The organism is Frankia sp. RB5, assembly GCF_059816245.1.
Genome location: NZ_JCBATA010000049.1, coordinates 12,100 through 32,448, shown reverse-complemented (window position 1 = coordinate 32,448; position 20,349 = coordinate 12,100). Strand labels below are relative to the sequence as shown.

Here is a 20,349-nt window from a genome sequence, read left to right as displayed (position 1 = left end):
CGAGCATGTCCGGTGAAGGTGCGGCGCGGCAGGCGGAGATCGAGGCCCGCGTGCTCGGCGAGGTCTCCGAGGACCTGCGGGACGTGATCGGTGAGGAGTACGCCGTCGACATGGAGATCACCATGGAGACGACGTTCAGCCACGATCTGGAGCTCGAGAGCATCGAGTTCGTGGCGCTGGCCGACCGGCTGCGCGAGCGGTACGGCGCGGCCGTCGACTTCGTCGGCTTCCTCGCCACGATGGACGTCGACCAGGTCATCAACATGCGCGTCGGCGAGGTCGTCCGTTTCATCGTCGACAGCCTGCCCACCCCGGCGACCGCGGGCTCGGCCTGACCCGCGCGCCCGCCGCAAAGGAGAGTTGTAGTGGCTGAGGTCCTCGCGAACGACGTCCGGTTGCACGTGCAACGTCTCGAGCCTCGGGGCGGGGCGTCACCGGACGCGCCGGTCGTCGTGATGGTGCACGGCATGGTGATGGACAACATGTCCAGCTTCTACTTCGCGCTGGGCACCTGCCTGGCCGACGCCGGCTGCGACGTGATCTGCTACGACCTGCGAGGCCACGGCCGCAGCGAGCGCACCCCGGCGGGCTACCGGCTCGCCGACTCGCTGGCCGACCTCGCCGGGCTGCTCGACGCGCTCGGCGTCGACCGCCCGGTGCACGTCGTCGGCAACAGCTACGGCGCGACGATGGCCCTGGCCTTCGGGCTGGAGTCGGCCGAGCGGGTGGCGAGCCTCACGCTCATCGAGCCGCCGTTCCTCATCGACGGGCTCGGCGAGGAGATGGCCCGGTCACTGACCCAGATCCTGGTCGCGATGTCCGACGACGAGGTCCAGGAGTGGCTCGAGAACGGGGCCGGGCGGGTTGCCGGGCGGGCGACCCGGGCCGCGCGGCGCCTGCTTCAGGAGACGACGATCGCCAGCGACATGCTGGCGACGCCGCCGTTCTCGCCGACGGCGCTGTCCGCCCTGTCCGTGCCCGTGCTCGCCGTCTACGGGGAGAACTCCGACATCATCGGGCAGGCCACCGGGCTCGCCTCGCTCGTGCCCGACTGCACGCTGATCGTGCTGGCGCACCACACCCACATGGTGCTGCGCGAGGCCACCGGCTACCTGCGCGAGCTGCTGCGCTGGTGGCTGTTCGACCGTGCCACCCCCGCCCCGCCCTACGTGCGGGCCACGACGCGGCGCTTCGAGACCCCGCAGTGGGTGACACAGATGGTGCCGCCGCCGGACCTCAACGCCGAGCGCCGCGGGGAGCTCGCGGAGGGCTCGCGCCGGTGAGTCGGGTCCTGTTCGTCGTGCCCCCGCTGACGGGGCACGTCAACCCGGCCGTCGGCGTCGCCAGCGAACTGCTGGCCCGCGGGCACGAGGTCGCCGTCGCCGGCCATGCCGGGGTGATCGGCGGACTCGTCCCGCCCGAGGTTCCGTTACGCGCCCTGCCGGAGCACGGCAGCGACGCCGACCGGGATGCGTTCGTCGCCCGTTCCCGGGCCCTGCGCGGGCCCGCGTCGCTGAAGTTCCTGTGGGAGGAGTTCCTGCTGCCGCTCGCCGCGGCCAGCGCGCCGGCGATCGAGGACGTCGTCGACGACTTCCGCCCCGACGTGCTGATCGCCGACCAGCAGGCGCTGGGGGCGGCGCTGGTCGCCCGGCGCCGCGGGCTGCGCTGGGCGACGCTCGCGACGACGTCCGCCGAGCTCGACGATCCGTACGGGGTGCTCGCCGGCCTCGGCCAGTGGGTCCGCGACCTGCTCCGGGACTTCCAGCTCGGCCAGGGCGTCAGCGCCGCCGACGCGGCCCGCGGCGACCTTCGCTTCTCCGACGACCTCGTCATCGTCTTCTCCGTGCGCGACCTGCTGCGCGGCTCGCGCACCCCGGACGCGCCGGCCAACACCGTGTTCGTCGGCAGCGCGGCGGGCGGGCGGCGGGCGGCGGGCGGGCCGTTCCCCTGGGACTGGCTCGACCCGGACCGCGAGGCGGTCCTCGTCTCCCTCGGCACGGTGACCCGGGAGGCCGGCGGGCGGTTCCTGCGCGCCGCCGCCGAGGGGTTGCTCACCCTGTCCGAGCGGGTGCAGGCGATCGTCGTCGCCCCGCCCGGCCTCGTCGACGACCTCGACGCGCCCGCCGACCTGTACACCGCGCCGTACGTGCCCCAGGTCGACCTGATGCCGCGGCTGGCCGCGGTGGTCTGCCACGCCGGGAACAACACCGTCTGCGAGGCGCTCGCGCACGGCCTGCCGCTGGTCGTCGCCCCCGTCCGCGACGACCAGCCGGTCATCGGCGATCAGGTCGTCCGCAGCGGCGCCGGGCTGCGGATCAAGTTCGGCCGGGCCGGGGCGTCGGTCGTGGCCGGCGCGGTGCGCACGGTGCTGTCGGAGCCCGCCCACCGCCAGGCCGCCGCCGGCCTGCGCGACGCCTTCGCCGCCGCCGGCGGGGTCGCCGCCGCCGCCGACCACATCGAGAAACTCGCCACCTGATGCGCCGGCGGGCCGCCGTCGCGGGGGCCTGCCAGCGCCCCTGGTCGCGATCGCGGCGTACCCTCGGAACGCGATGATCCGCGTGCTCGGCTGGCTGCCGATTCTGGTGTGCGTCGGGCTGATGGTGAACGGGGTGCGGCTGCGCGGGCGGCTGCGCCGGCTGGAGACGCTGCCCGCCTCCGGCCGCCCGGTAGACCCCGATCACGAGTTCCTCGTCGCCGCCGGGGTGGAGCTGACCGACCGCGGCCGGCGGGCCGCCAGCTACCACGCCAGCCGCGACCGGCTTGACCTGCTCGACCTCGTCCCCGCCGACCTGACGGTCGAACGCGCCCTCGACGTCGCGCGCATGGTCGACACCCGCACCTACCGGGCAGATCGTTGCGTGCCCGGCCGCGGGGCGTTCCAGGCGCTGCTGGTCCGCTCGGAAATACTCGACGCCGCCGGCATCGACCGGCGGGAGGGCTTCGATCCGGTCGAGCTCGTCGACATCACCGAGCGGCTCAAGCTGTTCGCCGCCGGATCCACCGACCTCGCCGTGCTGCCCGGGCTGCGTGCCGCCCGCGACGACGCGGCGATGCGGGTGCGGGTGCAGCAGCGCTGCTACCGGTTCACCCGCCGCTACCAGCTCTTCCCGTTCATCCCGCAGATCTGCACCGCGATCGGCGTGCACACGAACCGGCCGTGGGGGCTCGCGGCGACGGCGCTGTTCTGGTGCCAGCCGTTCTTCGTCTGCGCCGGCCGGGTGCCGCTGGCCCCGCGGGACCTGATCCGCTCGCCGATCGTGCGCCTGCTCGGTGGCGCGCTGTTCGTCCTCGACACGGTGCGCGCCGGGCGGGCGCAGGCCGCGCGGGCCGCCGAGGCCAAGGCCGCGGGCCTGCCAGCCGACCCGGTCAAGCACGCCGCCAGGCAGCGCACCGCGGCGAGCCGGGCCACCTACGGCCGGGACGTGCGCGCCGGGCTCGACCGGTTCCTCGGCCGAGAACGCGACGACTGCCCGTGGTGCGGGTCGACGGACCTGTCGGTCCGCCTCGACTCGCCGGACATGTTCCTGCGCAAGCCCGGCTCGTTCCGGCTGGAGGGCTGCGCGCACTGCGGGCACGTCTTCCTCAACCCGCCGCTGAGCCGCGCCGGGCATGAGTTCTACGACCGGGACCGCTACGACGGTCTGCGGACTGACGTCGCCGAGCGGGCCCTGGCGGTGATCGCGCGGGACCGCCGCGGCCAGGCCGCCGCGGTGCGGCCGTTCGCGCTGCCCCGCAGCTGGCTGGACGTCGGCTGCCGCTACGGGCATTTCCCGAACGCCGCCCGCGAGGTGTGGCCGGCGACCGTGTTCGACGGCATCGACGTCGGCGCCGTCGTCGAGGAGGGGGTTCGCCGCGGCTGGCTCGACCGCGCGTGGCGCGGCCGGCTGCCCGACCTCGCCGAGTCCGTGGCCGGACAGTACGACGTGATCAGCATGTTCGGCTACCTGGAACGCTGCGACGACCCGTCGGCCGAACTCGACGCCGTCGCGAAGGCGCTGCCGCCCGGCGGGCACCTGATGTGCGAGCTGGTCAACGCCGACTGCCGGCAGGCGCGGCTGCTGGGCCGCTTCTGGTCCGGCTGGGCCGTGCCGGAACGGGCCCATTTCATCCCGATGGAGAACCTGCTCGCCGCGCTGGTCGACCGGGGCCTGCGGCCGGTGCTGGTCCGCTTCGCCGCCGCCCGCGGCCCCGGTGACCTCACTCTCGCCCTGCTGCTCGTCGTCACGGCCATCGCGCCGCGGCCGATGCCCTGGCTGCGCCAGGCCGCCGGCCCCGTCCAGACGCTCTCCTGGGCGGTGCTGATGGCGGTGGTCAGCCCGCTGCTGGCCCTCGCCCGCGTGCTCGACCGCCTCGCCCGCCGCTACGTTCACCGGCCCGGGCTCGCCGGAACCTGCCTCGTGATCGCCCGCAAGGAGGTCTGACGCACCCGCACCCGGTGCGCGTCAGATCGGCCAGCGTTCGCGGCGCCAGGCGGCGTCCCAGAACATCCACTCGTACCGGGCCGTCACGGCGAAGTGCCCGGCGGCGCGGGCGCGTTCGGCCGGCGAGGCCTCGGCGCCGACGCGGTCGGTGAGCGTGACGACCCGCTGCGCCACCGCCTGGAACGACGGGTCGCCGTAGGCGGCGATCCAGCGGGCGTAGAGCGGGTCGGGGGAGGAGGCGGCGAGCAGCTCGGCGCCGACCCACGCGTAGATCCAGTAGCAGGGCAGCACGGCGGCGAGCCCCTCCAGGAACGACCCGCCGTAGACGGTGGCCAGCAGGTAGCTCGTGTACGCCCGCGTCGTCGGTGCGGCCGTGCCCACCCCGGCGGCCAGTCCGCCGCCGTCTCCGCCGTCTCCGCCGTCCTCACCGCCATCGCCGTCCTCACCGCCATCGCCGTCGGCGGTCAGCGCGGTGAGCAGGTCGGCGTGCATGGCCTGCTCGGCGGCGATCGCCTCGGCGGCGTCGGTCGCGAGCGCGCGCACGTCCGCCTCGGTGGGCGCCTTCGCCGCGCACACCGCGAGTGCCCGGGCGTAGTCGCGCAGGTAGTGCGCGTCCTGGATGACGAAATGGCCGAACGCCGCCCGCGGCAGGCTGCCGTCGGTGAGGCCGGTGAGGAACGGATGGCGCAGGATCGCCTCGTAGACCTCGCGAGTCGATCCCCACAGCTCGTCGCTGAAGGGGCCGGTCGCGTCGATCGGGCCGGTCACGGCGTCGATTTCGGGAGGTAGGCCTCGGTGACCACGTCCGCGGCGGGCACGGTGGTCGTGATCAGGTTCTCCGTGCGCATCCAGCCGATGAACGACGTCCACGCGCCGATGCCCATCCGTCCGAATCCGTCGGGGTTGCGCAGCAGCGGGGCGGTGGCCTGGACCATGGTCGGCAGCAGCTTCGGGTCGTAGCCGTCGGCGACACCGGACAGCGCGTCGGTGGCCTTCGCCGGGTCGGCGAGCACCCGGGCGTTCCCGGCGGCCGTCGCCCGCAGGAAATCGCGGACCAGCGTCTGGTAGGCGGGGTCCTTCGCGAGCCGGCTGCGCCGCGCGACCACCACGAGCTCGTCGTACTCCGGCACCCCGGCCTCGGTCACCGGGATGATCTTCGGGGAGAGTCCTCGGCTGGCGAGGGTGACGCCCTCGACGTTGCGGTAGGCGCCGAGGGTCGCCCGGACCTTCTTCGAGATCATCGCGGGGAGCAGGTCCGCGCCGACGTCGACCTGATGGACCGACGCGCTGTCGAAGTGGTTCGCCTTCGCGATGGCGGCGAGGAACGCCTGGTCGGTGCGCAGCCCCGAGGTGCCGACGGTGGCCCCGGCGAGGTCCGCGGGCTTCGTGATGCCCGCGGACCCCACCGCCATGATCGAGTTGAGGGCGGTGGGGACGAGCGCGGCGACCGCCACGACGTCGAGCTTCTCCGCACCGGCGATGATCACCTCGGGTTCGTAGGAGATGCCCAGGTCGACGGTGCCGGTGCTGACCAGCTTGAGCGGATCCGACGGGTCGGACGGTGAGCGCAGGGTCACATTCAGCCCCGCGTCGGCGTAGTCCCCGCCGTCGAGTGCCGAGTACAGCGCCAGATGGTCCGGGTTGGGTTCCCAGTCGAGCAGCACCGTCGCGGGCCGGCGGTCGCCGCCGGACGAGCCGCCGGATCCGCAGGCCGTGGTGACGGCAAGCGTGACGGCCGCCAGCGCCGCCGCGAACAGGACCAGCCGGCGTGGATGCCGCGTGATCATCGAGAGTTCCCTTCTTGGTTGGTGCGATGCCAGGGGACGAGCAGCCGCTGGGCGAGGCCGACCAGTGCGAACAGGGCGACGGACATGGCGGTGAGCAGCACGATCGCGGCGAACACCAGCGCGGACTGCAGCTGCGGCACGCCTTGGCGCATGACGTGGCCGAGCCCGTCGGCGGCGCCCGAGTACTCGCCGAACACGGCGCCCGTGGCCGCGTAGGCCGCAGCGAGGCGCAGACCGGTGAACACGCTCGGCAGCGCCGCCGGGAACTCCACCCGGGTGAAGATCGCCAGGCGCTGGCCGTGCAGCGTGCGCATCATCTGGACGAGCCGCGGGTCGACGGAGGCGAGCCCGTCGAGCGTGCCGACGACGATCGGGAAGAAGCAGATCAGCGCGACCAGGATGAGCTTGGGGGTGAGGCTGTACCCGAAGACGATCGCGAGGATCGGCGCGATCACCACGATCGGGATCGTCTGCGAGCCGATGAGCAGCGGGTAGAGCGCCCGGCGCGCCACCGCGGAGAAGTGCAGGGCGACGCCGATGGCGAGCCCGGCGGCGACCGAGAGGGTGAACCCCAGGATGATCTCGGTGAACGTCACCCAGGTCGCGCTGCGCAGCGTGCCGTCCCACCGGTCCACCAGCGCTGTCGCCACCTGGTCGGGCGCGGGCAGGATGTACTCCTCGACCCGCAGCACCCGGGTGGCGAACTCCCAGCAGCCCAGCAGCCCCAGCCCGACGAGGACGCTCGGCCAGAGCCGCTGGCCACCAGGACGCGTCCCCCGACCACCGACGCGCATGCGCCGGCCCTCGCCCACCGGGTTCTCGCCCGCCGCCGCCCGCGCTCGCGGCGTCGCCGTCACCGGGACGGCCGCATCCACCGCGGGCTCCACCGGGCGGGGCGCGACGGGAGCGCCGTCGATCGGGGCCGTGGCCGGTGTGGGAGCCGGGACGGGGCCGCCGGGCCGGGAGGCGCTCATCGGTCAGCCGCCGCGGGAAGCGCGGACTCGGGGGAGCGGGCCGCCTCCAGATGGGCGAGGACGGTCTCCCGCAGCGCGACGAAGCCGGGGTCGGCGAGGCGCGCGCGCCGGGCGGCCGCGCCGGTCCCCGCGTACGGCGCGACGTCGACGGTCGCGACGATCCGACCGGGCCGGTCCGACATCACCGCGACCCGGTCACACAGCAACAGCGCCTCCTCGACGTCGTGCGTGACCAGCAGGACGGTGCGCGGCTCGTCGGCGAGCATCGCGCGCAGCCAGTCCTGCAGGTCGGCGCGGGTGATCGAGTCGAGGGCGCCGAACGGCTCATCCAGCAGCAGCACCGGTTTGCCCGCGACGACCGTGCGCAGGAAGGACACGCGCTGGCGCATCCCGCCGGACAGCGCGGCCGGCCGGTGGTCGGCGAACGCGCCCAGCCCGAACCGGTCCAGCAGCGGCCGCACCCGCCGGGACGCCTCCTGCCGGGTGAGGCCCTGGTTCTCCAGCGGGATGCGCGCGTTGGCCAGCACCCCGCGCCAGGGCAGCAGCAGGTCGTGCTGGGGCATCCAGGCACAGGCCGCGAGCCGTCCGCTCGCGTCGGTGGCACCGAGCACGTCGATCCGGCCGGCATCCGGTTCGGTCAGCCCACTGACCATCGACAGCACGGTCGACTTGCCGCATCCGCTCGGACCGACGATCCCCAGCCGCGTGCCGGCCGGCACGGACAGGTCGACACCGTCCACCGCGACCAGATCACCGAAGCGCCGGCCGACCCCGGCGAGTTCGATGCCGCCGCCCGAACCCGGGCCGGACACCGGACGCGGGGGCGCCGTGGCGCCCGGCACCGGCCCGTTCTCACGGCGACGTGCGAACACGCTGCCTCCTCTCCAGATCCTGTACCAAGCCCGCACGGGGACGGGGATCGCGGCGGCCCCGCTCCCGGACTGTCCGGCGACGACCGGACGAGGGGCCCGTGACACCCGTCCCAGTCCCGGCCTGCTCGGCCGCCGAGCTCAGCCCGCGTGGTGGAGGGCTGGGCCGCGCCTGCTGGGCGCGATCCCGCCGTCTTACCCCGGCCGGCGCCAGGCCGTTGTCCGATGCCGTGACGCCAGGCGGCCGCCGGCTGGGCGTCTCGAGGACGGGCGACGTCGCCCGCTTGCGTTCAGCCGGGTCAGCCGCGCGGGTGGGAACCGCCCCTCGTCAGTCGGCCGGTGACGCCGTGGCTGGGACTGCCGGGGGCCGGCTGCGGGCCCGCGGCCGGGCTACGGGACGGACTGGCGCCGGACGCGTCACGGCCATCACTCCCTACGCCGGAATTACCCGGACAGGTTCAGGCGGTCGGCGGCGCCGGGCTTGTGCCCAGCCGCCCTCTCAGCCTCCTCGGGTGGAAGCTCCCGCATCGTTCGCACAAAATACGGCACGATCAGCTCACCGCCAACCGGTTCGAGCCCACTGGCCCTCTCGGCCAGGCATGGTGTCACCGCCGCCAACACCGGGCTGTGGTGACAGTCTGTTACGACGCTAAGGTGGCGCTGATCTCGCGCAGAGGATGCGGCCAGCCCTGCTGGCGCAGCGCGGCGGCGACGAGCCCGGCCGCCTCGGTGGGCTGCTGCCGCAGCGCGGACGGTGGCAGGCGGACCAGAAGAGCCCCGCCGGAGGTCCTCTGCAGGCCTGGCCGTGCCACCCCCGCGGCGACCTCGACCTGTACCCGCCAGGACTCATAACGGACCCGCAGCCTGGACATCGGCTCGTCCGCGGGACCCTCCACCGCGACGCTGCCGGTCGGCAGGCCATGAGCGCGGGCCAGGTGGTGGAACGCGAGGCCGGTCAGGTGCGGGGCGTCGGCGCCCAGCCTGTCCAGGCAGTCCGCGACCAGCGTCCGGCGGGTGATGGGGCCGCGGCGGGTCAACGCCGCCTGTAGCCCACGCAGAGTGACGACGCCCTGGTGTACGGCGTCGACGATGATCGCCTGGGCCAGGGGTCGGGACGGTGCCCACTCGGCCATGTCGATCACCGATCGGCTCGGCGTCGTGCGCCGGGGCAGGCGCAGCGGATCGACCTCGGTGAGGTCCAGGCGCGCGCTGTGGCGAAGCAGCACACCGGGCGGCGCGGTGGCCCGGCGCGGGGTGGGGACCAGCACCGTGACCGGCTCGCGCTCGTAGCCGACCAGACCGGCAAGGGAGGCCGCGCTCGCGCCCGCGAGCACCGCGCCGGGGCCGATCGCCTGCACGGCCGCCCACAGGTGCTGCGGCCCGCGGGCGTCGGACACGTCGGTGACCAGCACGCCCCGAAAGGGCTGGTGCCAGCCGCCCGCCGCCAGCCGCGCGCGGATCTCGGTGCGGGTCAGGCCGGTGGCGAGCGCGTCGCGCATCGTGATCACGCCGGCCTGGGTAGTGGCGATCTCCTGCCAGGAGAGTCGGCCAGGGTTATGGGCCATGAGAAGACGATGACGGTTGTCCAACCGTTGATCCAGCGTCTTCTGTTGATTGTGGATAACTCGATGGCTGTGGACAACGCCGGCTCTCGAGACCAGGTGTACGGCGTCGGGTGGTCAGCCCGGATCGCGCGGCGGCGTGCTGATACGGCGGCGCCCCCGTGGGCGCGGGCGCTCCTCGGCCGAGGGCCGCCCACCTGACTCCCCCGGGAGCCGCCCACCCGACTCGTCCGGGCCCCCGGGGGACGGGTTCACGGGCGCCGCGGCGATGGTCGGCACCCAGCCGCCTGCCGGGAGAGGCCGCGCGTCATCGGAGCCGGCCGTTGCCTGGGGATCCGGCTGCCAGGCCCATGCGTTCTCCGCCGGCGTGGGAAACAGGCCGGAGTCCACTGTCCGGGGAGCCGCCGGCGGTACGCCGGGCGGCCAGGTGGCAGGGGAGATGGCTGTCACGGCTGGGCCGCTCACGACCGGCGCGTCGGCGGGCGCCCACAGATGGGTGGCCGGCAGCGAGGAGGCGGGCGACGACAGGTCGGCCGAGGGCGGGGCGTGGGTGGCTGTCCACCGGTCGACCGAGGAGACCCTCGGCAGCAGCACCGTGCCGGGATTGCAGTCGCCGGGCGTCACCCGACCAGGACCATCCACGGGGCTCACCAGCAGGAACGCGGTCGTGGGAAGGGTCTGCAGGGTGGTGGGCTCGACGAGGAACTCGTACACCCGTTGGGAGGTGGTGCCGTCGGTCGTCGAGTCGGCGACGGACGTGTTCGTCGTGCGCTGCCAGGTCTGGGAGCGCGAGGTCGTCACCGACTCCTGCCAGCCGGTGTTCGTCGAGGTGTTCTGCAACCAGGGCAGCAGGCGGGTGCCGTCGTAGGTGCGGCTGCGGCCGCCGCTGGTGCCGGTGGTGTCGGAGGTGCCGTCCTGGTAGCCGACGCTGTCGCTGTCGCCGACCGTGAAGCTGCGGCCGATCTGGGCGGTGACCTGCGACATCACGAACCGGTAGCCACGTCCGACGTATTCGGCGGCGGTGGTCGCGTCCTTGCCGTTCCCCAGCCGCATGAAGATCGTCGAGCCGCCCTGGGTGCCGAGCATCCGCTCCGCGTCGTCCGCGAGCCGCTCGTACAGCAGGACGAGACGCACCCCGGCGACCTCGGCGTGCCGGCTCAGGCCGCCGAGCACCGGGCGGCCGAGCTGGTCCGCGCCGGCGACGACCAGCATGTCCCGACCGGCCGCCGGCCCCGGTGGGCGACGGCGCAACTGGTGGAGCACGGCCTGCATGACGAGGCGGTCGGCGAGCTCCTTGTGGTGGGTGGCGGACGCGCGACTGGACGTCGCGAGCACCCGCAGTCCCCGCACCGGCCACCAGGCGGCCAGCCGGCGCGGCTCGCCCACCCCCGGCCAACCGGCCCGCCCACCGGGCATTGCGACGCCCGCGGCGCCTGGCGCGGCGCTGGGCACGCCGATGGCTCCTGGCATGCCCGCGGCGCCTGGCATGTCCATGGTGCCGGGGATGCCAGGCCTGCCGGGGATGCCGGGGATGCCGTGCGGGTTGCCCGTCAGGCCGATGCGGCCGGGCATCCCGGGAGCCGATTCGGCCGCGCGGCCGGTGGCGGTCGCGGGGGCGGGCGGGCAGAGGGCCTCCAGAGAGGAGCGCAGGTAGCGCAGCTCGTCGGGGATCCGCTCGCCGCGGCCGAAGGCGTTCATCCGGCCGACGAGCGCCGCGGACTCGGCCGGCGCCAGCGCCGTGGCGGCCGAGCCGTCGTCGAGCCCCTCCAGGACGCGCAGGCCCTCGGCGATCCGGCGGAAGGTCAGGTACCCGCCGAGCGCCTCGCTGACGGTGGTGATCAGATCGGCGTGCAGGGCGCGGCGGTGCGGATCCGCCGCGCCGTCCGCGGTGGGCTCGAAGGCGTCGGCGACGAGCTCGCCGGCCTCCCGCGGCCCGAGCCCGTCGAGCAGGGTGACCTCGTCGAGCTGGCGGGGCAGGTCCCATGACTCGACCGGGCATGAGGCCTGGCCGACCACACGGGCGAGGCCCCCGCCGACCGTCCGCTCGCTGAGGTCGACGAGCAGGATGCCGGTGCCGCCGGCGAGCACGGAGCTGCCGGCGGTCGCGAGCAGGCTCGCCCAGCCGTTGCCGTCCCCGCCGAACACGTCGACGCGGGGTGCCAGCGAGGGCATCGTGATCGGGTAGAACCGGCTGGCGGCCTCCCGGCGCCGCTCGTCGGCCCGCCGGTGGATGTCGACCTCGGACTGCCAGGACGCCATCGCCGCCTCGTGCCGCTGGCGGGCCCGCTCGGTCAGCAGCGGCGTGCGGCTGCGGGCTCGCCGTAGCTGGGCGTGGCGCACCAGCGGCGGCAGGCCCGCCAGCGCGGCGAGCGCGAGCCCCGCCGGTACGAAGAAGAACCCGCCGTCGGATGCCAGCACGGTGCCGAAGACGACGAAGACGACGGGCAGCAGCATCCGTACCCACAGCGACCGCAGGGCGAGCCGGCGCCGTTCGGTCATCGCCGCGAGATCCGGCAGCGGGGGTGCCGACCAGGCGGGCGGACTGTCGGCGACGGGACTGGGAACCGGCGGACCTCCGTCCACGAACTCCCAGCCCCAACGTTCCCGCGCCACGTAGAGGCCCCGCACGAGCTGGGCCTCCGCCGTCGCCAGGGCCGCGTCCCCCATCGTTGCCCCCCGCCTTGCCAGTCCCGCCTGCCCACCACCGCGCGTCGTACGCACTGCGCCGCGCACTGCGCCGGCTGGTCGCGCACGGGCTGGTCGTGACCGGCCAGCCGGGCCGGGACCGCGCGCGATGGCTGCCGCACCAGAGCCAACTACCGGCACGCGCCGTGGTGAGATGGAGTCTTTCAGTACAGAGTATGGCCCGTCGTGTCCGAACTGTCGCCTTATGCGGTGTCACGTGCTCGTTCCCGGGCGGTGCGTGAGGGTGCACCGGACGGGCTGGGCGGCGCTGCGGCGGCCTGGTCGACGAGGTTGGCGATCTGGCTGGCAAGGTCGGGTAGCCCGGGGCCGGCGCAGGCGCGTTCCAGGGCCGTCAGGACGCGGCGGGCGTCCGTCCCGCCGGCGACCGCACGCACCGCGTCGGCCAGTCCGCTCGCCTCGGCGTCGCCGACACTGACCCGGTCCGCGTCGTCGGCGTAGATCGGGCTGGAGCGCAACCAGGCCAGCTGCGCGCCGAGGCTGTCGCCGGTGATGGCCAGGCCGCGGTCCTGCCAGGCCGCGGTCAACGGGTGCGGCGCGGCGTGCGCACCCCGGCGGCGCACCGCCTCACCGAGCGCGTTGCGAACGTCCTGCCAGCGGTAGACGCCCGCGGTCAACCGCCGTGCGTCCCGGCTCGGCTCACCCGCCCTGTGGGCACCGGAGTCGGCGTACGCGCCAGCGCCGGTGTGGACACCGGCGTGGGGCTCGGACCCGGTGCCGGTGCGGGTACCGGACCCGGTGCGGGTACCGGAGTCGGCGCCGGTATGGGAAGTGCGGACGCCGGGCTGGGCGTCGGCGCCGTTCGGTGGCCCGGGCAGGGCGAGGAGGCGGTGCACAGTGGTGTGCAGGGCGGCGGCGAACTCGTCGGGGTCGACGTCGGCCCGCAGGTGGGCGGCGCGCGCGCTGGTGGCCCGGTCGACGGCGTGCGCGAGCAGGCAGTCGAGACGTCGGCGCGGATGAGTGGCCAGGATCGCGCGCAGCGCCGGCGACGGGGCGAACGGCTCCACGCCGAGCAGGTGGCCGAAGCCCATCACCTGGTGTGCGGCGATCGCCTCCACCCACAGCACCAGCAGCGGGACCCGGGCGGCGAGCGCGGCGGTCTCCGTCTCCTCCAGGGTGCAGGCCCGCGCGGCGGTGCAGTCCGATCCGCAGCGGGCGCTGCGCCGTCCGGCCAGCGGCACCCGGTCGTGGCGGGCCAGGTCCGAGGACTCCCGGTCGTCGCCGGCGACCATCCGGGCGAGGACGGGCCGGTCCATGCCGTCCACGCTCACCGCCGCGACCCCGGGGGGCAGGGCGACCACGACCTCCGACTGCTCCGGGCGCAGGTTCATCGTCGCGCCGACGGCCTCCCGGTCGTCGGCCGCCGGTAGCCGATGCATCACCTTGAGCGCGGTGTTCTTGACGACGTCGGGGAGGATCTTGGCGGGGATCTGCTCCACCACCACGAGCCCCTCGCCGTACGCGCGGATCTCCGCGAGCAGCGACGCGAACAGCTCCACGGCCGCCGCCGCGGGCCCGTCGGTGACGTTCTTCAGCAGCCGGTGGGCCTCCTCGACGACGAGGACGTGGCGCAGCCCGCCCGCCCCGCGCGCGCCGAAGCGGACCCGCAGATGCTCCACGATGCGGATCAGCACCGCGCCGAGCAGGAACGCCTTGTCCTGGTCGCTGGTGATGTCCTCCAGCTCGAAGACCACGTTGCGGGTCAGCAGCGCGCCGATGTCGAGGGGGTGGCCGCCCTCGAAGAACCGCCCTGGGCTCCCCTCGCGCAGGCTGCCGATGCGGACGTCGACGAAGCCGCGCACGTCGGCGGCGAGCTCGGCGCCGTAGCCGATGTCCTCGACCACGCGGGTGGCGGTGCCTTGCAGGTCGCCGAGGGTGGGATAGCGCCGGGGCGCCTCGACGAGCGGGTCCTCGTCCGGCCCGGCGACGCGGAACCGGGGCCGGTGCGGCGGCTGCGGACGGTCGAGGACGAGGTTCCAGCCCAGGTCGCGGTAGCAGGCCGTCAGCGCCCGGGCGAGTACCTGGGGGAACGGCTCGTGCGCCTCGAAGGCGGCGAGGAACAGCGCCCGGACCAGGTCGACGTGGCTCTGCAACGGAAACCCGGCCTCGGGCTCCAGCGGGTTGAGCGACGCGGGCGGCGCGTCGAGCCGGCCCGGTCTGATGACGAGCACCTCGCCCGGGTCCGCCGCTCCGGCCGGCCGCCTGGCCGCCGCGCTGACCGGGCGCAGCTCCCAGCCGGTCGGTTCGGGCGCCGCGCCGGTCAGGTCGGCGAGGCGACCGGCCATCCGCGCGTACTCGGCCTTCGCCGGTTCCAGCACCAGCCAGGGCACCGGGCGGCGCGCCCGGCTCAGCGACTCCAGCAGCGACCGCACGGTCTGCGACTTGCCGGATCCGGTGGCGCCACAGACGAAGGCGTGCCGGTTGAGCGTGGCCCGCGCGACGGTGAGCGCGCCCGCCGCGGACCAGCCGGCGTCGAGCACGTCACCGAGGCGGATGGCGTCCGGCGCGCCGACCGGGTCCGCGGGCCCCGCACCCGCCGGGCCCTCCGGGGTGACGTCGAACGTGTGCGGGGTGACGAGCGTGATGCCCGGCAGCTCACGGGCCGGCGGGCGGGCGAGCGCGGCGAGCAGCTCCGCGCCGGCCCGGAACGGGCTGCGGGCCGCGTCCCACGCGACGGGCGGCGGTGGGCTGCTCGACCAGACGCCCGCGAGCGAGGTCACCGGGCCGAGCGGGCGCAGCGTGTAGGGCAGCTCGTCCAGGTCACTGGCGCTGCACAGCAGCGCGGCCAGGGAGAACGCGCCGGCCTGGCTCGCCCCGCCGACGAGGATCTCCACGTCCCACATCCCGCTCGCCGCCGCGCGGCCGAGCTCGCGGTGGCGCTGCTCGGCGCGTTCCAGGTCGAGACGGGCGTCCTGGTCGTGCTCGCGCATGCGCAGGGCGGGGATGGCGCGGGCGAGCGCGTCGCGTTCCGCGGCCAGCTGGCGCGGGAGTACCGGCCAGGCGAGGACCAGCCACGCGAACGGGCCGACGAGGTGGGCCGCGTGGTCGTCGAACGAGCCGCGCCGCGGGCCGCTGGGCGGCTGACCGCCGCCGGCGCCGTCGCCGGACCGGCTCGGCGGACCGGACGCCCACAGCGCGTCCGCCGCGCCGCCGCAGCGCAGCCAGCAGGGGAACCGGGCGAGGTCCGCGAGGACGGCGCCCGCCGGCAGCGCCGACGCCGTCGCCCCGGGTGGGTACAGCAGCGGCGCCGGCGCACCCGCCGGGCCGGGGCCCGCTGGGACGGCGGCCTGCGTGGGCGCGGACGGCAGGACGGGCAGCCCGCCCGCTCCGCCGGCCGACCACGGATCTGGCGAGGGCCACCCGGTGGCAACCGGCGAGGCGGTCCGCGCGAGCACGGTGGGGGCGGGGGACGCGGGCGGCGCGTCGGCGGCGGCCGGGCTCGGGGGGAAGTAGGGCCGCCCCCCGGCGAGGAAGTGGATGTGGTGCTCGCCGGGACCGCGCAGCCAGGCGACGGCGATGCCGGGCGATGCCGGGCCGAGGCCGGGCGCGGCCGGTCCGGCGTCGAGCGAGGACAGCTCCGCGTGGGCGCCGACGAGCGCGGCGAACAGGGCGGCGGGAACGGGATCGGGCCGGTCGCCCGCCTCGGGACGCCGGGGCGCGCTCAGGATGCGGTGGAACTGGAAGCCGTCAAGCACGATCCGCCGGCCTCCCGCGCGCCATGCCCCACTCGTCCGGGCAGGTCATCCGTCGATGAATGCGGTCGAGAGCCTATCACCCTCCGCGCGCCATTCGATGCGGATCGTGCCCACTAGGTCGGCATTTCGGATATGTCGGATGTGATCGGCTGTGCTGGGTGAGGGCCGACAGCCCCGAGTCCTCGCGTCTCGCATCCGGGTGGATGCGTGGAGTGTCCACATTCGGTCGCGGTGCCGGGGGCGGAGCGCTGGGGTACCCCGCACCCGCCGAGAGGGAGATACGTATCGTGATGCCTGGTGCGTCATGGTCGCACCCTGGCGGTGCGGGGGCGGTCACCGGCAGGCCACGACGTCGACAGTGTGACGCCGCCCCGCCCGCGGCGTCCGTCCCGGAAACGGAGACATGGCTGATCACCGCCGCAGGAAACGACCCGCCACGGCCGCGAACCGGGGTTCGGCGCGGGGCCGGTCAGGCCGGTCGGTCGCCGTCGGTGTCGCGGCCGCGGGCGTGACCCTGGTCGTCGGTGCCGCCGGCGCCCTGCATGTCACCAGTGCCAGCGCCGGCGGTGACGGTTCGTCCTCCTCCTCGGTGTCCGGCGCCGGCACGCCCGACGCCGGCACGCCCGCGGCCGGTGCGGGCCCGTCCGCCGCCCCCGGTTCTCCGGCCACCGCGGCCCCGAGCCCTGTGCGGCCGAACCGGGTGGCCGGCAGCGCCGGTGGGCTCGAGGAGGACGGAGCCATCCCGGGCATCGGCTCCGTGATGATGGCGCGGGTTCCCCGCGAGGCGTTGCAGGCCATCGTCGTCACCGGCGGCGACCGCGACACGAACACCAACACCGTGACTCTGTGGCGGCGGGCGACCCCGGACGCGCCCTGGGCGGCGTTCGGCGCGCCGATGACGGGCCGCAACGGCGCCAACGGCTGGACCACCAGCCACCACGAGGGCGATCTTCGCAGCCCCATCGGGGTCTTCTCGCTGACGGCCGCCGGCGGGCGGCTGCCGGACCCAGGTACCGGTATGCCGTACGAGTACCGGCCGTCCTTCTACCAGACCGCGGCGCCGCAGGGGGAGCCGCTGGCCGACGCGTTCAACTACGTCGTCGCCATTGACTACAACCGCCTGGCGGGCCGTCCGCCGTCCGACCCGGCCCGCCCGCTCGGCGCCGGCGTCGGCGGCGACATCTGGCTGCACGTCGACCACCAGTCGCCGACCCGCGGCTGCGTCGCCCTGCTGCAGGACCAGCTGGTCTCGGTGATGCGCTGGCTGGACCCGGCCGCCCACCCCATGATCATTATGGGGGGCGCCGCCGACCTCGGCGCCGACGTCTGACGGCCGCGGCCGGGCCCCGCGCGGTCAGGCCTTGTGCTGCTCGGCGTGGCCGCCGAACTGCTTGCGCATCGCGGAGAGCAGCTTGTCGGCGAACAGGCCCTCGCCGCGCGAGCTGAACCGCTCGTACAGCGAGGCGGTGAGCACGTGCGCCGGCACGCCCTCCTCGACGGCGGCGAGCACCGTCCAGCGGCCCTCGCCCGAGTCGGAGACCCGGCCGCCGAACTCGGCGAGCGCCGGATCCTCGTGCAGGGCGGTCGCGGTGAGGTCGAGCAGCCAGGAGCTGACGACGCTGCCACGGCGCCAGACCTCGGCGATGGCGGCGGTGTCGAGGTCGTACTGGTAGTACTCCGGGTCGCCCAGCGGGGCCGTCTCGGCGTTGTGCTCGGCGGCCTCCCGGCCGATGTTCGCCTTGTCGAGGACGGCGAGGCCCTCGGCGAACGCGGCCATCATGCCGTACTCGATGCCGTTGTGGACCATCTTCACGAAGTGCCCGGCGCCGTTGGGACCGCAGTGCAGGTAGCCCTTCTCGGCCTGCGCCGGCTCGCCGGAACGGCCCGGCGTGCGGGGGATCGAGCCGATGCCCGGCGCGATCGTCTCGAACAGCGGTTCCAGCCGGCCGACGACCTCCGCCTCGCCGCCGATCATCAGGCAGAAGCCGCGCTCCAGGCCGAACACGCCGCCGGAGGTGCCGACGTCCACGTAGTGGATGCCGGCCGCGGCGAGGTCGCGGGCGCGGTGGATGTCGTCGCGGTAGTACGAGTTCCCGCCGTCGATGATGACGTCGTCGCCCGCGAAGTGGGTGGCGAGGTCGTCCACGGTCTGGCCGGTCAGGCCGGCCGGGACCATGATCCAGGCGGTCCGGGGCGGGCGCAGTGCCGCGGCGAACTCGGCCAGCGTCCGCGCTCCCGTCGCGCCCTCGGCCTCCAGCGCCTCGATGGCCTTCGGGTTCACGTCGTAGACCACGCACTCGTGGCCGCCCTGGATCAGCCGGCGCACCAGGTTGGCGCCCATCCGGCCGAGTCCGACCATCCCGAGCTGCATCTCGTCTCCCCGCTCGCTTCGTCTCGGCGGCCCGGCCGGCCGACGGTCGCGCCGACGGCCGACCGGGCCCTGCTTCGGCACCCGCCATTCTTCCCCGCCGCCCCCGGCCGTCCCGGCCGTGGTGCGCCGAGGCCGTCCGATCAGGCGAGGTGCTTCTGGTCACCCCCCACCGGACACGCGGGATGGCGACGCGCGGTGGGTGTCGGGGCGTGCCGGCGAGGCGGGTGCGCGTGGTCTGCTGGGATGGACGTGGCCGGTGCGCGGCGGGTGTGCCAGCGGGACGGACGGGGAGGCACAGGACGTGGACCAGAACTCGAACGTGGACGTCATCGTGATCGGCGCGGGGCCGGCGGGGGAGAACGTGGCCGGGCGCTGCGCCCAGGCGGGGCTCGCCGTGGCGATCGTCGAACGGGAGCTCGTCGGCGGCGAGTGCAGCTACTGGGGGTGTATCCCGAGCAAGACGCTGATCCGCCCGGGGGAGATCCTCGCGGCCGCCCGTCGGGTGCCCGGCGCCGCCGCGGCGGTCACCGGCACGGTGGACTGCGCCGCGGTGTTCGCCCGTCGTGACGACATGGTCGCCGGGTACGCGGACGACTCCCAGGTGCCGTGGCTGACCGACCGGGGCGTCGAGCTCGTGCGCGGGGTGGGCCGGCTGACCGGCCAGCCGCGGCAGGTGGCGGTCACCGCCGCGGACGGCACCGAACGGCTGCTCACGGCGTCACGGGCCGTGGTGGTGGCGACCGGGACCCGGGCGACCGTTCCGCCGATCCCCGGCCTCGCGCAGGCCGAGCCGTGGGACAACCGCACCGCGACGGGCGCCCGCACGGTGCCCAGGCGGCTCGTCGTGCTCGGCGGCGGGGCGGTCGGCGTCGAGCTGGCCCAGGCGTTCCGCCGGCTCGGCAGCGAGACGGTCACGCTCGTCGAGGGCTCGCCCCGGCTGCTCGCCCGGGAGGAGGAGTTCGCCGGCGAGCAGGTGCGCGAGGCGTTCGAGGCGGAGGGCATCACCGTCCTGCTGGGTACCCGCGCGGTCGAGGTGCGCCGCGACGCCACTGGCGCCGACCAGCGGCGCGGGCCGGTGACGGTACGGGTCGAGCGCCCGACGCCGCCGTCCCGGGATACCGGCTCAGGCGACGGGCCGGGGCCGGGGCAGGGGCCGGGGGAGGCCGCGGGCGAGGAGACGGCGGGCGGCACGCCGCCGGGGGACGTCCTGGTGGCCGACGAGATCCTGGTGGCGGTCGGGCGGACCCCGGCGACCCGGGACCTGGGCGTCGAGGCGGTCGGGCTGCGGCCGGACACGTTCATCGAGGTGGATGACGAGCTGCGGGCGACGGCCGTCGACGGCGGCTGGCTGTACGCCGTCGGCGACGTGTGCGGCCGGGCGCTGCTCACCCACATGGGCAAATACCAGGCGCGCGTCGTCGCCGACGTGATCACCGGGCGCCGTGACGCGGCCGGCCAGCCCGCCCGCGACCGCGCGGACGGCCTCGCGATCCCCCGGGTGACGTTCAGCGACCCGCAGGTCAGCGCGGTCGGGCTGACCGAGCGGGCGGCCCGGGAGGCGGGCGTGGACGTGCGGGCGGTCAGCGTGCCGACCAGCGGGGTGGCCGGTGCGTCGGTCCGCGGGGAGGCGACCGCGGGGACGTCGAAGCTGGTGGTCGACGAGGCCCGTCGGGTCGTCGTCGGGGCGACCTTCACCGGCCCCGACACCCAGGAGATGGTGCACGCGGCGACGATCGCGATCGTCGGCGAGGTGCCGCTGGAGCGGCTGTGGCACGCGGTCCCGTCGTTCCCGACGGTCAGCGAGGTCTGGCTGCGCCTGCTGGAGGAATACGGCCTGTGACGGCCCTTCGGCGGCGGGTGTCAGCAGGGCCCGGGCCGTGCCGTGGGAACGGCACGGCCCGGGCGCTGTCACCGCGCAGCCGCCATCAGGCGTCAGGCGTCAGGCGTCAGATGTCGGATGTCGGATG

Annotated in this window: 14 protein-coding genes; 6 read left to right on the top strand and 8 right to left on the bottom strand. The window is 75.1% G+C overall.

The window, feature by feature from the left end:
- Positions 1-5 precede the first annotated feature (5 nt).
- The 4 genes from AC6EXY_RS23245 (at position 6) to AC6EXY_RS23230 (ending at position 4,421) form a co-directional block, all read left to right on the top strand.
- Entirely contained in the window at positions 6-335 is a 330-nt protein-coding gene (locus AC6EXY_RS23245; RefSeq protein ID WP_101833221.1) for a phosphopantetheine-binding protein, read from the top strand.
- Between the two features lie 30 nt (positions 336-365).
- Complete coding sequence (locus AC6EXY_RS23240; RefSeq protein WP_101833222.1) at positions 366-1,283, top strand: alpha/beta fold hydrolase; 918 nt, start codon at positions 366-368, stop codon at positions 1,281-1,283.
- Complete coding sequence (locus AC6EXY_RS23235) at positions 1,280-2,476, top strand: glycosyltransferase (RefSeq protein WP_499818579.1); 1,197 nt, start codon at positions 1,280-1,282, stop codon at positions 2,474-2,476. Before AC6EXY_RS23240 ends, AC6EXY_RS23235 begins: the two co-directional genes overlap by 4 nt.
- 73 nt (positions 2,477-2,549) lie before the next feature.
- Entirely contained in the window at positions 2,550-4,421 is a 1,872-nt protein-coding gene (locus AC6EXY_RS23230) for a class I SAM-dependent methyltransferase (protein ID WP_499818578.1), read from the top strand.
- Between the two features lie 21 nt (positions 4,422-4,442).
- Here AC6EXY_RS23230 and AC6EXY_RS23225 read toward each other — a convergent pair whose 3' ends face one another.
- From AC6EXY_RS23225 to AC6EXY_RS23195, 7 genes are all read right to left on the bottom strand, one after another.
- Positions 4,443-5,189 (bottom strand): TenA family protein, encoded by a 747-nt coding sequence (locus AC6EXY_RS23225; protein ID WP_499818577.1) that lies wholly within the window; start codon positions 5,187-5,189, stop codon positions 4,443-4,445.
- Complete coding sequence (locus AC6EXY_RS23220; protein ID WP_499818576.1) at positions 5,186-6,208, bottom strand: ABC transporter substrate-binding protein; 1,023 nt, start codon at positions 6,206-6,208, stop codon at positions 5,186-5,188. The genes AC6EXY_RS23225 and AC6EXY_RS23220 overlap by 4 nt, the downstream gene beginning before the upstream one ends.
- A complete protein-coding gene (locus AC6EXY_RS23215) occupies positions 6,205-7,083 on the bottom strand; it encodes an ABC transporter permease (RefSeq protein WP_499818575.1) in 879 nt (292 codons plus the stop codon). Before AC6EXY_RS23215 ends, AC6EXY_RS23220 begins: the two co-directional genes overlap by 4 nt.
- 95 nt (positions 7,084-7,178) lie before the next feature.
- Positions 7,179-8,054, bottom strand: coding sequence for an ABC transporter ATP-binding protein (locus tag AC6EXY_RS23210; RefSeq protein ID WP_499818574.1), 876 nt, complete (start codon positions 8,052-8,054; stop codon positions 7,179-7,181).
- A gap of 638 nt (positions 8,055-8,692) precedes the next feature.
- Entirely contained in the window at positions 8,693-9,616 is a 924-nt protein-coding gene (locus AC6EXY_RS23205; protein ID WP_243407541.1) for a hypothetical protein, read from the bottom strand.
- Between the two features lie 114 nt (positions 9,617-9,730).
- A complete protein-coding gene (locus AC6EXY_RS23200) occupies positions 9,731-12,280 on the bottom strand; it encodes a hypothetical protein (RefSeq protein ID WP_499818573.1) in 2,550 nt (849 codons plus the stop codon).
- A gap of 221 nt (positions 12,281-12,501) precedes the next feature.
- Positions 12,502-16,011, bottom strand: a complete 3,510-nt coding sequence (locus AC6EXY_RS23195; RefSeq protein ID WP_499818572.1) for a helicase HerA domain-containing protein — start codon at positions 16,009-16,011, stop codon at positions 12,502-12,504.
- A gap of 403 nt (positions 16,012-16,414) precedes the next feature.
- Here AC6EXY_RS23195 and AC6EXY_RS23190 point away from each other — a divergent pair, with 403 nt between their 5' ends.
- Positions 16,415-17,341, top strand: coding sequence for a hypothetical protein (locus AC6EXY_RS23190; protein ID WP_243407811.1), 927 nt, complete (start codon positions 16,415-16,417; stop codon positions 17,339-17,341).
- Between the two features lie 24 nt (positions 17,342-17,365).
- On the opposite strand, the gene gnd is transcribed toward AC6EXY_RS23190, so the two are convergent.
- A complete protein-coding gene (gene gnd / locus AC6EXY_RS23185) occupies positions 17,366-18,382 on the bottom strand; it encodes a phosphogluconate dehydrogenase (NAD(+)-dependent, decarboxylating) (protein ID WP_101833269.1) in 1,017 nt (338 codons plus the stop codon).
- A gap of 301 nt (positions 18,383-18,683) precedes the next feature.
- On the opposite strand from gnd, the gene AC6EXY_RS23180 reads away from it, so the two are divergent.
- Entirely contained in the window at positions 18,684-20,222 is a 1,539-nt protein-coding gene (locus AC6EXY_RS23180) for a dihydrolipoyl dehydrogenase family protein (RefSeq protein WP_499818571.1), read from the top strand.
- Positions 20,223-20,349 lie beyond the last annotated feature (127 nt).